This window comes from Methylobacterium sp., assembly GCF_019745455.1.
Classification (GTDB): domain Bacteria; phylum Pseudomonadota; class Alphaproteobacteria; order Rhizobiales; family Beijerinckiaceae; genus Methylobacterium.
Genome location: NZ_JAIETD010000087.1, coordinates 13,345 through 27,955, shown reverse-complemented (window position 1 = coordinate 27,955; position 14,611 = coordinate 13,345). Strand labels below are relative to the sequence as shown.

Below are 14,611 nucleotides of genomic sequence, written 5' to 3'. Positions count from 1 at the left end.
AATGGTGGCCGACATCAAATCGGAACGCTGGCCGGCTTCGCGTCGGAATGGGTGGCCGGCTTCCGTCGGAATCCGCACGGAAGCCGATTCTGAAGGCCGCTGCCCGCGGTGCGAGGCGAGCGTCCTTCCGCCTTTTCGACTGCCTCGGGGAAAACGTCCGCCAGCTCGGGCCGTCGAGACAAGATGACGGCACTGTGCATTGGGATCGGGCGTTCGGGTGCTGGCCAGTGCCGATGCTGAGGACGTCGATGCGTCGGCGCTTTGGAAGCTGGCGGACGTCGGTCTAGCATGTCGCATAGGAAGGCTTCGAACTCTTCGTTTTCGCCCCCAACAGACACGGCATGTATCTGTGCACGCCCAATCGACGCGGCGGATGTGGGTGCCGGTCCGAACGCCGTGCTACATACAAGCTGAGGATGTATTCCTAACATCAAGAGATTCTTACTCATCGGAATTTCCTAGGGCGACTGTCTTAGGAGAATGACCGCGATTCTTCGGCCGCAGGGGGCTCGACGTAGAGACCGGGCGGGGATCTACCGTCAGCGATCATCGAGGACGTTGCCGCGAGGTGGGCGAGCTAGCGGCCAACCAGCGGCAGACTGGTCAGTCGACCCGGATAAAGGGCCCGGCCACGTTGTCGGTAAGGGGTTGCAGATCGCCCGCGGCTTCAAGACGGGTCCTGCAACACTCTCCTACAAGCGGTCTGGAGGTAAGCGCCCATCCGGTCCAAAGGAGGAAGGTTCTTGATCTGCGAACTGCCTCTAAACTGCGGAAACCAATTTCGCGGCAGTATCGAAGAGGCCGTTTTTCGCTTCCAGCCAGGGTCGCAGGTTTGGATGTATGGGGCGGTCGCCATCCGTACGACAGACTTCTGTATGCGGAACTCCAACCAATTCCAAAGCGTGCCAAAAACTTTTCGAACCGTGGTCCTTGGAGAAAAAGGGCCTGACTGGGATCAACGATTTCTGTGACACTTTTGGTTGGCCAGGCAGACCCGAGTGATCCCGGCGCGAATGTCGTAGTTCGTGCACGACGTCGGGGCATAATCGCCGTTTCGACTGGCTCGGAAACAGTGACCGCAGCCACGATCACGCCACCGGTGGTGTGACGGCCGGTCGACAGGTGAACGAAGCTCGTGCTGAGTTGCGGGCGCATGAGCCGGACGAGCATACGTCGGATGACTACGTTGATTGAACGGCGCCGGGACGACGCGTGCTGTGAACCTTGTATCTGTCTCGCCGATTGCACGGCCTTGCAGATCACCCGCCGAAGAGTGTCAGAGACTGGGATACGACTGAGCTCGCATCCCAACGCTTTTCCGTGGTCGCAACACCTGTAGGTGGCCTCGACTCTCAGCGGCGTCAGCTGGAGGTACGGAGCAGACCTATGGCACTGCTCAGCGGCATCGTTGACGATCCTGTAGATCCAGGGCGCCCGACAGGCTCTCGTCTGGACAAGCCGTCTTTCTCGCTGGTTTGCCCCCCTTCTCCGCGGGAAAGGTGTATTCGATGATTTCATGGAGGTTCTCCTCGTAAGGCCGAACCAATCCATCGGGCATGGCGCATCAACGAGCGCTCATTGCGCGACACCGCCGAATCTGGCAAAAGTGTCTACGCAGAGCGAACGCAAGCGCGTCCGGCCAGCCGGATGAGGTTCGAGGTCTGGGTCTGAGCGAGAGTTTTGCAGGCGCCCGCTTTTGATCCTACTGCAATTCGGGAAGCACGTGGTCCAGTGGATCGCGTGCTTCTTGCGTTGTCGGTGGGCCGGTCTTGTTTCGTGACATGGTGATCACTCTCCATTGAGAGACCGCGGTTTGAGGCCAGCGGTCACCTCCGACCCAGGAGGCTCTCGCGTCACCGCTTCGACGACGGATGCTACCGGGAAGGAATGGTTCTAGCAAGTCATGCGCCCAGTTCTCTTCCTGAAGAAGGCGCTCTTTGCTCGAGCAAATAAAAGATCTGTTTGAGTGCAAGTAGAAATGCGACGGTTTTCAGTAGCGCTGCCGGCCCTTGAAAACACCTAAAGTTGATAATTAAACTTGTCGGGCCGTTGTGTGTGGTATTTTTGCTTTAGTGGTACCTCAAGACTCTTTCATTCCTTCAATAGAAGGAGTGAAAATGATAAACGAAGCAATGAAATGAGGCCACAGAATTCGGGTTTTACAATGCCTGTTCCTTTGTCGGCGACGACGTCGCGAACCCTCGACGAGGAACCGCGACGAGACGGCTCTCGTGCTGGTTGTGCTCATTTTCCCCTCAGGCGCACTCGTTCAAGTCCGTTCGACAAGTACTCAATGCGCGATGATTAAAGATCATTCCTTCATTGTTCTTCGAGGTTGCGCGGATTTATTTCGGCTGCTCGGCAAAACGCGTCTCGGGATTTAAGCTGTGAGAGCGAGATGCGTCCGATCCGTCCGGTCCATTTGGCGCGGGGCGAATACGAACTATCGTCTCCGGAACCAACGGAATGTCGATATCCAGAGAGAGCAGGCCTTCGCATGCGAGCGACAGAATCGCGTCCACGGCCTCGATGGATGCTGCGGCGACGCACGGAATAAGTGCCGAGATCGGCAACCCTGCGGCTTGCGCAGCTTGCAGACGCATCAGAATTCTTAATCTATCAGCCGGCGGCACGATCTTTTTCCGCATCGACCATATCAACCTCGCATTGCTCAACCTAGGTTCTTTGAGGACCATGGATCGGCGAAGTCGAATACAGGTCTGGTCCTCAGGTTCGACTGGGTCGACAAACTCATCTCGGATCGCAAGCAGGCGGGCGACGCCCGCCCCTGTCTCCACAAGGAGGTCGAGGATTTCAGTCGAGGCAGAGCCTGGACCTGCTGTGATTTGCCGTACGGCGGCATCGAGCGTGAGCTGTACGAGCATGTCGCGATGCCAGCGTTGGCCATAGATGATGGGAGCTTGGGTCTTGCAAGAGCTGAAGCCTGGCTTTTGCACCCAAGATTTAGATCTCGCAGATCCTTCCCCTCGTGTTGATACAAGCATAATGTTCGGCTCCGCGCGCTCGTAAAGGCCGGCACCGCAGCGTTGCGCGAGGTCGGCTATATTTTAGACATGGTCATACTTGTGATCTAGTTTGGTGCTGATGGCCGTCGTAGTTGGCCGCAGAACATAAGCGATCTTGCGTAATTACTATAACAAGATCGTATCGCCAAATTGGCGTAATTCAAGTGGCTGTTTCAGTGCGACATCTGTGGATAACGGTAATAGAAGGCAGATTCGCTGAGGAAAACTGTATTAATGCTGCTTCAAGTAGATTTTAGAGCCGAATCTATCTCTGATTGCTAGGGTCCTGTCTGTCCCTATTTATCTATCTGCTACTTCGGCCAGCCAAGTGCGGACATCATCAAGGGTCTCCGTCCTGCGTCCGAGCGTCGTAGCCCATGCCAGAAGACGATCGAGCTCGACCCGGACTGGATGGTCCAGCGCTTCCCGGGCCATCGCCGCCGGAGGTGCCCCGACATGCAATTCGAGGGTTGCCAACAGGTCCAAGAGGTATGCCACCTCGGGCGGCGGCCCTTCGCTGGACCAGCGGTTCACGCTGCGGTGCGAACTGCCGATCTCCTGCGCGAAGCCAACTTGCGTGCGGCCGAGTTCCCGCAGCCGCGCACGAAACTCGGCCGCAGACATCGGTAGGATGGAGCTTTGCGGTTTTTCAACCACAATTGATCCTTTGTTTGGGATCCGATCCTCGGCTGACGGAAGGCCTGCCTCGTCCTGTACAAGGGAGCATCGTTCCTTTGTCGGCGCTTGTCATCAGGAGGTGCCAGCTCAAAAGGTCGCTGTTGAGCCGGCGGCTTCGCCCCGACCGGAGTGGGCGAACTCCGGCCTGTTTTAGCAAACGCGGCGCGAACCAAGTTGGAAGCGAGCACCCGACCGGGCAGGTGGTTCCTGCCGTCGGTCCATTTGCTGTCTAAACCCTTCGAACTCGATCCGACGCCGCAGGATCTCGGTCAAGCCCTCGATGACGGCCTCCCGGTCGCCGTCGAGAATGTTGCAAAGATCGTCGATGGCCTCGGCCAGGGGCTGCAGGTCGCCGACATCGGGTTCTTCGGGACTAAGCGCGAACATCAGACTTCCTCCGTTCCAAGCGACGGTATGGACATCTCGTCTAATTGCGCCTGGGTGGCTTGAGCCAGTATGATCCGATCGAGGTCTCGTGCGGAGAGGTAGCCGACCTCCGCAAGTTCCAAAGCAATCGCCCGTAACGTGATCGAATGCGTTCTCAATATTGCGCGGGCTCGCTCATACGCCTGCCTCAGCCGATCTGCCATCGAAGCGACGATGTCCTCTGCGAGGAAGAATTGACGCTCGGCGGGGTCGACGTGGAATAGCCCCAGTTTGCCGTAACCGAACTGCAGATCGATGCGACGCGCGATCTCGGTCGCCCTGGCGAGATCGGAGCTTGGTCCTAGGCAGCTTCCGATCGAGGCTGCGCCGAGCTCGATTTCCTCGGCTGCGCGTCCGGCCAGCAGCACCGCGAGTACCGCTTCGATCTCCGGGAGCGTTGCGGAGCCATTCGGCAGTTGCGCGAATTGGGCTTCCCCGCCCTCGTCATGAAGCGACAGGTCAACGATCATGACCCGACCGAGCACCCGGCTCACGATCGCATGCCCTGCCTCGTGAATGGCAGCGCGCAGGCGCTCTTCCCTGGACATTTCATTCCGACCCTGACGGATCTCCACCAGGACATCGTCGAGCTCGATCTGGCGCCCGGCACGACGCGCTGCGCCACGGGCGCGGCGCACGTACGCCTCGACATCGGCACCCGTTCTGCCACGTGCGGCAAGTGCGAGTGGCAGCAGAGAATCGCCGGCGAGGGCGTCTGCTCCGAGATGATGACGGAAGATCTTGGCCAGGCTTGCCGTGTCTGGCTTCTCGATGACGATCTCGCGATCCAGGCGCCCTGCCCTCTTAACGGCCGGGTCGATCCTGTCGGGATGGTTCGAGGCTGCGACGACTATTACGCCGGGCCGTTCCTCGACACCCGCAAGCAATTCGAGGAACAGGTTCACTATCTGCGTCCAGTATTGGACGTTCTCGCCACGGATCTGCGCGCGGTCGGAGATGCCGTCGAGCTCGTCGATAAATAGGATGCAGGGCGCCTGCGCCCGGGCTTGCGCAAACACCCTGCGGATTGCCTGCAAGGTGCCGGAGAGATAGTCCGATGTGCACCACTCCGCGACGGATGTTGCTACAAGTGGAACGCGTGCGGACTTTGCCAACGCACGTGCGAAGCTTGTTTTGCCAACACCGGGCGGACCCGATAAAAGCAACCCTCGGTTGTCTATGGCATCCCAGATCAAACCACCTGTGCGGTAGGCCTGCAAATCGCACGCAAGAGCCAGCCCCCAATCCTTCGCGGCGCCGTAACCGTCGAGCTCTTCCAGCGTCACGCCCGTCTGGAGGTAGTCAGCCTTGGCGGCCATGACCCTCGCAACGGCGTCCAAACAATTGTCCGGCGAGGCAGCTCCCCGGAGTGCTATCGGTAGATCGGAGATTTCGATGGTACGCACGAGATCAGGATCGATCCGCCGCGTAGGGATTCCACCAGTGACCGCTTCGATGACGAGGTCGAGCCCGCTCTGATCTAGGACCGGGAGCAAGATGCAATGCTCAGCAGCGCGCAGGAGATCTCGCGGCAGCTGGCGCTTCGGATCAGGGGCGACGCCGACAATGGGAACCCGAGCATAGAGGGCCGAGACCACCATGAGATTGCCGATTTCCGGTCTGTGATCTTTGTGGGAGCCGTCGCGGACGAGCAGGCCGCCCTGCTTCGATCCCAGAACGACAGCTCTGTTGCCGGTCAGATCCATTGCTCGAACACCGGGTCGGAAGGCGCATCTTTCGAGGACGTCCCGCACCGGCTCGACGAGATCGGGCAGATGGGTGGTGATGACAACAACCGGAGCCTCGCGTCGCAGACGACGAACCAGACCGTCTTCCGCCTCGATGGCGCGCGCGACGAGCACGGCCACGGCAGCCAGATCCGCAGGGATGGGTACATGCTCGGTCTTCCTCTCACCTTCCGTCTTGGCGAGGATGAGCTCTACAGGATCGTCGATGTTTCCATCGCAGTCTGGGTCGAGCCCGAACTCCCGGTCGACGACCCTGAGGTTTTTGCGTTCGTTCTGCGCGAGGGTCCGCAGGAAGGCACGTGCGAGCGAATCGGACGGTTCGGCGCTCGGATGCCGATCAGACGAAGTCGTTGGAATCGAAACCATGGCATGATCTCCCGCGACCGGGCAGCGGCGCCGGCCGTCAGCGTGATTGCTGGATTGGATGCGGCGACGCGGCTGGCTCGACTGAGTCAGAGCTTTCGGCAGGCGTCGGCTTCAGGAGATCGCCTGCTTCATAGGCGATAAAGGAGCATAGAACATATCGTGAACAAATACAAGCGCCCATGCTCTCCATTCACGGTCTCTCTGCGCGATCCTCGCTGAGGCTGATTAAGGCTTAACCTGTGGCCGCGTGGATCGGCGCCGTTGTCCGTTGATCGGCAGGTCGCGCGGCTTGAAGAGGGGCATCCGCAAGCACAGCGTCTCGTACTCTATAGTCGTTTTAGGCGCGTAATGCCGAGTTACTCTTTCACAGCGGGGGTAAGGCGGCGGTGCTCCCAAGAAAGTCTTCGTAATCGGTGGAAGAAGACAAACGTTTTTGCAAGTTCCTGACGTATGGCGAGCACAACAGAAATATGGCCGTCCGCGTCGAGCATAGACGGTACTTCGTTCGCAGTCAGAACGGCGGCTTCCGGCGTGGGGCGGCATCGCGCGCGGTCGGGTTAATTGAGGTCCCAGCGGACCACCAGAGATGCCTTAACGAAGTTAACCGCGCCGGCGAGATCTCCCGGTTATCCGGTAAGCTGGTGCTGCGCCGCAGAAGTCCGATGAGCGATCAGAAGGAGCATGGGTAGGTTCGCAGTCACGAGTTTGCACGCCGATGGGTTGGCTTCGCGCCATGAGCTGACATTGGTCCAGCTCGCGCCGAACCGCTGCTCTCGACCCGTTGCGGGCCTTAAGAAGGTCCGCTCCCAGGTTGATGATGAGGCAAAGGTCTACGACCGGGTTGGGTGGTTTTGCGACGGTCTGCTTCCGGTAGATTATTTCAAGAAGCAGACGATGAAAAATTTGGTTTCGGCCGAATTTTCTATGTTGAACGAGCGGCAATTCCGTTGATCCCGATGCCGAGCCTCTCGGGACCACGTAGCGAGGCGCCTGGCCGGTAGGGCGGCGGATCGGCCAGTAATCGCGGCGCGATCAGTCGGCGGCTGAGGGCCACCAGGGCGATCTCGGCCTCGATACGGGCGAGCGGCGCCCCCATACAATAGTGCAGACCGCCGCCGAAACCGAAATGCTGGACGTCTTCCCGATCCGGATCGAAGCGGTCCGGATCGGCGAAGCGGGCGGGGTCGCGATTCGCCGCGGCGAAGAGCAGGATGACCGGCGCGCCCTTGCGGATGGTGTGCCCCGCGATCTCGATGGTACCCAGCGCCTTGCGGGTCCTAAAGTGCACGGGCGGCTCGTAGCGGAGCAGCTCCTCGATGACGCGCGGCGCGCGCTCGGGATCGGCGCGCAGCCGGTCCAGTTCATGGGGGTGGCGCAGCAAGGTGAGCATACCGTTGGTGATCAGGTTCACCGTCGTCTCATGGCCCGCCACCAGCAGCAGGATCGCCGTCGAGATGAGGTCGAAATCGCCCATCGCGGCCTTGCCGCCGGGGCCGGGCTTGGTGGTGATCGGATTGGCGAGAGCACTGAGCATGTCAGGCCCCGGCCGCCGGCGCTTCTCGCGGATCAAGGCGCGCATGTAGCCGGAGATCGCATCGAAAGCGGCGACCGTTTTGTGGCGGCTGGCCTCGTCATGGCGGGCATCGGGCTCCAGGGCGGTGGCGAGTTGCGTCGCCCAGCGCTGGAATTGCGGTTCGTCCACCTCGGGTACGCCCAGCATGTCGCAGATCACCGCGACGGGCAGTGGGTAGAACAGGTCCTCCACGAGGCAGACTTCGTCGCGTCCCCGGCAGGCATCGATCAGCGCGTCCACGTCGCGGACGACGCGCTGCTTCAGCGCCAGCACCCGCGCCACCGTGAATTCCCGCATGACGACGCTGCGCAGGGTGTCGTGATCGGGCGGATCGCGGAAGATCAGCGGGCGGTGCGCGGTGGCGATGCGGTCCTTGATCGGATTGAGGAGCCAGTCCTTCAGGGGATTGCCGGTGGGGGGGCGGTGGGACGGAGGCAGATCCTCGGAGCTGAGGCGCGGATCGAAGATCAGGCTGCGGATCGCTGCATGCGTGCTCACCACGACGCTGCCGTCGCGCTGAGGCGAGACCGGGTTCTCGCGCAGCCGCGCATAGATCGGATAGGGATCCGCGCGATTGGCCCGGTCCAGCACCTCGGAAAACAGCGTGTCTTCAGACATGACGGGCCTCGTCGGCGTGGGAAGCGGCGCGCGGTGGCGGGAAGCCGGGCTCCATGGTGGCGAACCGGCCCTGGTCGCTGGCATCGCGGATCGGTGGGTGGTGGCTGCCGGCCATGATCGCCTCGGCATAGGCCGGGAGCCAGCGGGCCTGGTCGAACGACACGGCGGCGATGCTGCGGCCGGCACGGCCGTAGACGGCGAGGAAGCGTCGCGATGCGCGCGAACCCTGTACGATGGCGACAGAATCCGCGCCCTCGCTCAGGCCCACGGCCTTGATGTTGATCCCGAACTGGCTCGACCAGAACGCCGGGAGATGGTCGTAGCGGTGCTGGTCTTCGGCCGGCGCCAGCATGTTGCGCGCGGCATGCGCGCCCTGCGCGACGGCATTGCCCCAATGCTCCACCGAGACCAGCCGGCCGCCATAGAGAGAGTTTGGCCAGCGTGCCACGTCGCCGGCGGCGTAGATGTCGGGGCAGGTCGTGCCATCGGCGGCGAGGACGCGGCAGGCGCCGTCGCAGGTCACCCCGCCGGCATCCGCCATCAGGCCCGCATCACGCAGCCAGTCCGTGGCCCGGGTCGCGCCGAGCGCCACGATGACGAGGTCGGCCTCGATGGTACGCCCGTCCGCAAGATCGGCGCGAACCACGCGGCCCGACGCATCGCCCTCGAAGCGGAGCACCCGTGCGCCCGGATGAAACGCAACGCCGGAATCCTTCAGGCATTCTGCGATCACGCCGCCGATCCAGGTGCCGAGGGATCGGGCGAGCGGCGTCGGATTGGGATCGAGCAGGGTGACGGGCAGGCCGAGATCGCGGCAGCAGGAGGCCGCCTCGCAGCCGATCAGGCCGGCACCGACGATGAGGACGCGACGCGGGCCCTGGGCCAACGCTGCGCGCAGGCGCGCGGCATCGTCCCGACCGCGCAACGTGAAGATGTTGGCGAGCGCACCGCCCGACGCGGCCGGCCAGTGGCGCGCCTGGGCGCCCGTGGCGATGAGCAGCCTGTCGTAGGCGAGCACCGCCCCGTCCGCGAGGCGGATGGTCCGCGCGACGCGATCGAGACCGACCGCCGCGTGGCCCAATCGCCAATCCGCATCGAGGGCCACGAGCTGTGGCAGTTCCGACGCGTCCGGCGCCAATTCGCCGGACAGGACATGTTTCGACAGCGGGGGGCGATCATAGGGACGGTACGGCTCGTTGCCGATGAGGGTGAGCCGACCAGCATAGCCGTTTCGGCGCAGGGCCTCCGCCCCGCGAAGGCCGGCCAGCGACGCGCCGACGACGACGATGCCGGCATCTGCGGCGGCACTCACGGCGTCTCTCCGTCATCGGCCTGCAGGCTGATGGCGCGGACGGGGCAGGCCTGCACCGCCCGCTCGATCTCGCCTCGTCGGGCGCGGGGTGGCGCGGGATCGTAGAACAGGATCTCGTGTCCCCGGACCTCGAAGGCGCCGGGCGCCGCGTAGCAGCATTGCGCGTAGCCCTGGCATCGGTTGAGATCGACCACGACGCGCAGGGGAGTCGTCCTGCTCGAAGCGGTCTTGGTGGGATGGGTCATGGCGATGCCTCGCTGCTCGTCAGATGCCGAGGAACGGATCGTCGCGGTCGTCCGCCTGCGGCATCAGGTTGGCGACGGATCTCATGGGAAGGCCTGTAGCCGCGGCGAGCACGAGGGTGGCGGCGAACGCGATCATCCGGGGCGTTCGTGCCCTGGCATCGTGCGGGCGATCTTGGACCGATGCGGTCCGGGGGCGGCCGGAAATCGATATCGCGGTCATGCGGCGATCCCCCGGACGATCGGCCCGCCCCGAACTACGTCGTCGATCCCGGCGAGAACGGCCCGACCCGAATCCAGTCCCGCGAAGGCCCGCGCGAGGGACGCGGCCCGCGCCCGGAAGTGGGGTTGCCCGAGCACCGTATCGATCGCCTCGCGGAGTGCGCGGGCCGTCGGATTATTGGTCGCGAGGTTGAGGCCAGCGCCCGACCAGCCGATGCGCGCGCCGATCTCCGCCTTGTCCTCGGTCAGCCCCGCCGAGACGAGGGGCACCCCGGCCGCGAGCGCCTGCGAGACGCTGCCGTATCCTCCGTTCGTCACGAGGAGGCTGATGTCCGGAAACATCGCGTCGAACGGAAGGAACGGCGCGACCCGGGCATTGCCGGGCAGAGGCCCGCTCAGGGCTTCGACCGGGCGACCGCCGGTGGTCGCGACCACGAGAAGGTCGTCGCGATCCGCCAGGGCCGCCAAGGTCGGCTCGATCAGTTCGCCGAAATCCGCGTTGGCCAGGGTCCCTTGGGTGACCAGGACGACCCGCTTGGTCACGTCGCGGGCATGCCACCAATCCGGAAGCGGCGCATGTGTCGGGGGAACCGGCAGCAGGCCGGTGAAGCGAAGATTGGGCGGCAGCGTCCCGTAATCGTACTCGAACTCGGGGACGGTCGGCTGGAGGAACAGGTCCGGGAGAATGGCGATGGAATGCGGAAGCGATGCCGGCAGGGGCGGAAGGCCAAGCCGAGCGAGTTGCGCATCCGCATAGGCACGCACGGGATCGACGAAAGCGGCGTCCATGCCGGCCTTCAGCAAGGCGTATCGGGCCCGCTCGTCCGCGTTCCGGGCCGGGGGCAGGCCGAGGCCGACCGGTGCGTCGTCGGGCCTGTCGAGGAACAGGAAGCTGACATTCAGGACGACGATGGCCGGACGTCGGCCGGATCCGAGCAGCAGCGGCAGCACACCGAGGAACAGGCTTCCGGCGACGATCACGTCAGGCCGCTCCGCCTCGATGAGTCGACTCAGAGCCTCGGCTTGAACCGGGATCGGGTCGATGAAGCGCCGCGCGAACTCGCGCCGGTATCGCTCGGGCCCCGCGGGCAGGCTGGTCTCGCGGTATTCCGCGGCATGGCCGTCGTCGATGGGCGCGAAGCGCAGGCCCGCGGCCTCGATCTTTGTCCGGAACCCCTCTGCGGTGGTCATGACGACGCTGTCCCCGCGTGCGGCGAGAAGCCGGCCGACGGCGAGAAGCGGGTTGATGTGCCCTGTCAGGGCCGTGGCGGCGATCAGTACCTTCATGGCGGTACGTCCTCGATGCGTCGGTTGCGATGCAAGGCAATCGCTGCGGCGCACCCAAGGGTTACATGCCGAGCCCGCGGTCGGGTGCGCCTGCGCACCGCTCTTCCCAGCGGCGCTCATGTCTGGCTCAGGCCGTCGCCCTCCGTCCATCCCCGCAACCGGCCCTGTGCGATTGCCTCATGTGTATGCCGGTAGCCGATCTCGGCGATCGCCTCGAAGCTCGACCACGCTCGCAGGTCGATGCCGGCGAGCGGCGGCTGGAGCAGGGCGGCGGCGTGGCCCACCGCCATCATCGATTGCGCATCGCCCGACACCGTCGCCGCCCGCAACAGCAGGGGCACGATGCCCGGCATGGCATCGGGGACACCGAGCATCCGCCGGATCATGCGGCCGCGCCAGGAGCGCGCCGGCATGTCGCCGAAGGCGCGGTCGCTGCCGACATCGATGGCGAGCACCGGCCCCCGCTCCAGGCCGGCCATCACGTCGGCCGGCAGGTTGTTCATCATCCCACCGTCCACCAGCACACCCTCCTCGGTGCAGACCGGCGGGAGCAGGCCCGGAATCGCGATGCTGGCGCGCAACGCCCCCGGCAGGTCGCCGGAGCGATGGACCATCGCTGAGCCCGTCGTCAGGTTCGAGGAGACGCACAGGAAAGGGAGCCAGAGCTCCTCGATCCGCGCGCCGCCGAACCACGCGGCCAGGCCCGCATCGACCTTCGCCCCGCGGGTCAGCGCGTGATGGGGCAGCGTGTAGTCGTTGAGGGGATTGTGCCCAACGAAGAAGTCGAGGGTCCGCGCGCGGATCCGCTCGATGCTCCACCCCATGGCGAGGCTCGCGGCGACGACGGCCCCCATGCTGGTGCCGCCGACGAAGTCGGGAGCGCAGCCGACCTCGTCCAGGGCCTGCAGCACACCGAGATGGGCGAGCCCGCGGGCGCCGCCGCCGCCGAGGACGAGGCCACGCGCCGTGCCGCTCGCGAGACGCGCGAGCCGGCGGAGATCGTCTGCGTTGCCTGCCCGCACCGGAATGCGCAGGGCGGCGGGCAGCGCGGCGACGTCCGGGTGAAGGGCACGGGGCAGGATTGCGTCTGCCGTCTGCGGAACGGCGAGATCCATCCGGATCCAGTCCGATCTGAGGCTCCCGAGCCAGGCGGCGGCCCCGGGTCGCGGTGGCCGGCCGGGCTCGGCCAGCAGCAGGACATGGTCCGCGTGGCGCAGGCACAGGCGGCACCACGGACAGCCGACTTCATGGGCGACGAAGATCGTGCGAGCGTGACGGTTTTCGTAGTCGTGGAACCATGCCTCGTCGGCCCCATCCGGCCAGCAGGTGAGGCATCCCGTGGTCCCGGTCATGGTGTCGTCAAAGGCGCTGGCCAGGGCCTGCCCGAAGGCGGCCGCATCGAGCCCCTCGGTGACGGCGAGCACGGCGACGCTGCGCGATGCGTGGCGGACCGCCTCGCCCATCTGCGTCGCGCGCATGCGCTCGGCGAGCAGCCGGGCGAAATAGAGCAGCATCCGGGGATGGTATTCGACCACCTCCTCGAAATCCGCCCGCGTCAGCCGCAGCAGACACGAATCGCGAAGGGCCGTGGCCGTCGCCGATCGAGGGGCCGGCGATAGCAGCGCCATCTCGCCGAAACTTTCGGGCGGACGCAGGCGAGCGATCCGGCGCGGCGAGCCCATGGTGGCATCGGCGGAAATCCCGATGGCACCGGAGACCAAGGTGTAGAGAGCATCCCCGGCCTCGCCCTGCGCGAACAGCGTGCTGCCTCCGGCCACCGAGACCGGGACCATGCGCGCGCGCACCGCGGCAACGGCCTCGACGTCCAATCCGCCAAGGAACGGAATCTCCGGTCCCGTCATGGCCGTCGCTTGAGCATGGCGGCCGCCCGCGCGTAACCGCCATCGGCACCATCGACGAAATGGACGTGGTCGTCGTGCAGGACCGAGGGGCTGACACAGGTCACGACGGCGGCATCCTGTCGGTGGACGCCGTAGCGCACCAACCCCGCCTTTTGCGCGAGGGCGAGGCGGGTCTCGATCCGATCCGCCGTGGCGACGGGACAGGCCACGGTGAGGCGGAGCCCGTCGTCGTATTTCCGGAAATCGGCATTGGCGGCGAGCCGCCGTCGATAACGACGCGGCGAGAAGCGTCCGAACGGCAGGCCGAGACTGAACAGCGCGAAGGCGGCACCGCGCGTCAGGAACATCGCCGCCACGCGTAAGACCCTCGAGCCCACCAGCGTCCCTTCCGCCCGCGAATCTGCGGCAAGGCCCGACCAGGGCGGTCGCATCGGTGGTCCCGATTCCGGCAGAGGGCGCCCCATGCCAGGGCTCGCATCGACCTCGGCCAGGATGGCGCCGAGGGTGGCAAGGACGGCTTCTCGATCCGCGCCCTCTCCGGGCACGACGATCAGGGACAGGACCAGCCCATCCCGCGCGGGCACGGCCTCGAACCGGCAGGACAGGCCGGTGAGATCAGGCTTCGCACCGGCCGGAGCCGCCGGGATCGCGTGGAGCCCGCGCTTCATCGCGGCGTCCGCGTAGGCGAGGCCGCCGCCCGAGAACATCGCGTAGTCGACATGGGCGGAGGCCGCGTAGCGCGCGACACGCAGGTCCCGGCCAGCCTCGCGCACCGCCGCGACCGGGATCAGCGCGGCCCGCAGATCGAGCCCGAGGGCCTCGCGCACCCACATCACCGTCTCGGCCAGCACCGCCTCGACCGTGTCGCGATGTTCGGGTGGGACGAGAAGGGTCGCACCGTCACCGCCGAAGACGAACGGCAAGTCGGCGCCTGGAAGGGCGTTCTTCACGGCCGTGATCAGGGCGGCGCCGGCGATGTTGACCGATCGATAGCGCCCATCCTCAATGGCCCGGGTCGACATCACCACGTCGCACAGGGCGATCCACCATGTGTCCGGCACCGGGACGTAACGGGTTTCGTCGAGGACGTCGGAAAATCGTGTGAAACGTGGCACGTCGGCGTAGCGAAAAGGAACTGACACGCTCGCCTCGGCCTGACCCGTCTGCGGACATGTAGGCGAGCCCGGCCCGGCTTCGACGTCCGTTAGGGCGTGGCGCGCAGGCATCGCCGAGCATCCTTTCGCCTTCGAC

At 64.7% G+C, this 14,611-nt stretch carries 11 protein-coding genes; all 11 read right to left on the bottom strand.

The window, feature by feature from the left end:
- Positions 1-2,345 precede the first annotated feature (2,345 nt).
- Entirely contained in the window at positions 2,346-2,648 is a 303-nt protein-coding gene (locus K2Y56_RS17635) for a hypothetical protein (RefSeq protein WP_292510388.1), read from the bottom strand.
- Positions 2,649-3,326: 678 nt separating this feature from the next.
- Positions 3,327-3,683 (bottom strand): hypothetical protein, encoded by a 357-nt coding sequence (locus tag K2Y56_RS17630; protein WP_292510385.1) that lies wholly within the window; start codon positions 3,681-3,683, stop codon positions 3,327-3,329.
- A 171-nt stretch (positions 3,684-3,854) separates the two neighbouring features.
- Positions 3,855-4,091, bottom strand: coding sequence for a hypothetical protein (locus K2Y56_RS17625; RefSeq protein ID WP_292510382.1), 237 nt, complete (start codon positions 4,089-4,091; stop codon positions 3,855-3,857).
- Positions 4,091-6,244 carry an AAA family ATPase gene (locus tag K2Y56_RS17620; protein ID WP_292510379.1) on the bottom strand — a complete coding sequence of 718 codons (2,154 nt, stop codon included), beginning with the start codon at positions 6,242-6,244 and terminating at the stop codon, positions 4,091-4,093. Before K2Y56_RS17620 ends, K2Y56_RS17625 begins: the two co-directional genes overlap by 1 nt.
- 922 nt (positions 6,245-7,166) lie before the next feature.
- Positions 7,167-8,435, bottom strand: a complete 1,269-nt coding sequence (locus tag K2Y56_RS17615; protein ID WP_292510376.1) for a cytochrome P450 — start codon at positions 8,433-8,435, stop codon at positions 7,167-7,169.
- Positions 8,428-9,747, bottom strand: coding sequence for an FAD-dependent oxidoreductase (locus K2Y56_RS17610; protein ID WP_292510373.1), 1,320 nt, complete (start codon positions 9,745-9,747; stop codon positions 8,428-8,430). Before K2Y56_RS17610 ends, K2Y56_RS17615 begins: the two co-directional genes overlap by 8 nt.
- The gene (locus tag K2Y56_RS17605; protein ID WP_056453122.1) at positions 9,744-9,950 is read right to left on the bottom strand and encodes a ferredoxin; all 207 of its coding nucleotides are present in this window, start codon (positions 9,948-9,950) and stop codon (positions 9,744-9,746) included. The genes K2Y56_RS17610 and K2Y56_RS17605 overlap by 4 nt, the downstream gene beginning before the upstream one ends.
- 61 nt (positions 9,951-10,011) lie before the next feature.
- Positions 10,012-10,212: a hypothetical protein gene (locus tag K2Y56_RS17600; protein WP_156652610.1), complete on the bottom strand. Its 201-nt coding sequence runs from the start codon at positions 10,210-10,212 to the stop codon at positions 10,012-10,014.
- A complete protein-coding gene (locus tag K2Y56_RS17595; protein WP_292510365.1) occupies positions 10,209-11,498 on the bottom strand; it encodes a nucleotide disphospho-sugar-binding domain-containing protein in 1,290 nt (429 codons plus the stop codon). Before K2Y56_RS17595 ends, K2Y56_RS17600 begins: the two co-directional genes overlap by 4 nt.
- A gap of 116 nt (positions 11,499-11,614) precedes the next feature.
- On the bottom strand, positions 11,615-13,360 hold the full coding sequence (locus K2Y56_RS17590) for a patatin-like phospholipase family protein (RefSeq protein ID WP_292510363.1): 1,746 nt from the start codon (positions 13,358-13,360) through the stop codon (positions 11,615-11,617).
- Entirely contained in the window at positions 13,357-14,586 is a 1,230-nt protein-coding gene (locus K2Y56_RS17585; RefSeq protein WP_292510360.1) for a DUF3095 domain-containing protein, read from the bottom strand. Before K2Y56_RS17585 ends, K2Y56_RS17590 begins: the two co-directional genes overlap by 4 nt.
- Positions 14,587-14,611 lie beyond the last annotated feature (25 nt).

What these genes read in the sequence shown, in the direction of transcription:
- K2Y56_RS17635 (WP_292510388.1), bottom strand. Translation starts at nt 2,648, where the DNA reads ATGCGGAAAAAGATCGTGCCGCCGGCTGATAGATTAAGAATTCTGATG.
- K2Y56_RS17625 (WP_292510382.1), bottom strand. Translation starts at nt 4,091, where the DNA reads ATGTTCGCGCTTAGTCCCGAAGAACCCGATGTCGGCGACCTGCAGCCC.
- K2Y56_RS17620 (WP_292510379.1), bottom strand. Translation starts at nt 6,244, where the DNA reads ATGGTTTCGATTCCAACGACTTCGTCTGATCGGCATCCGAGCGCCGAA.
- K2Y56_RS17615 (WP_292510376.1), bottom strand. Translation starts at nt 8,435, where the DNA reads ATGTCTGAAGACACGCTGTTTTCCGAGGTGCTGGACCGGGCCAATCGC.
- K2Y56_RS17600 (WP_156652610.1), bottom strand. Translation starts at nt 10,212, where the DNA reads ATGACCGCGATATCGATTTCCGGCCGCCCCCGGACCGCATCGGTCCAA.
- K2Y56_RS17595 (WP_292510365.1), bottom strand. Translation starts at nt 11,498, where the DNA reads ATGAAGGTACTGATCGCCGCCACGGCCCTGACAGGGCACATCAACCCG.
- K2Y56_RS17590 (WP_292510363.1), bottom strand. Translation starts at nt 13,360, where the DNA reads ATGACGGGACCGGAGATTCCGTTCCTTGGCGGATTGGACGTCGAGGCC.
- K2Y56_RS17585 (WP_292510360.1), bottom strand. Translation starts at nt 14,586, where the DNA reads ATGCCTGCGCGCCACGCCCTAACGGACGTCGAAGCCGGGCCGGGCTCG.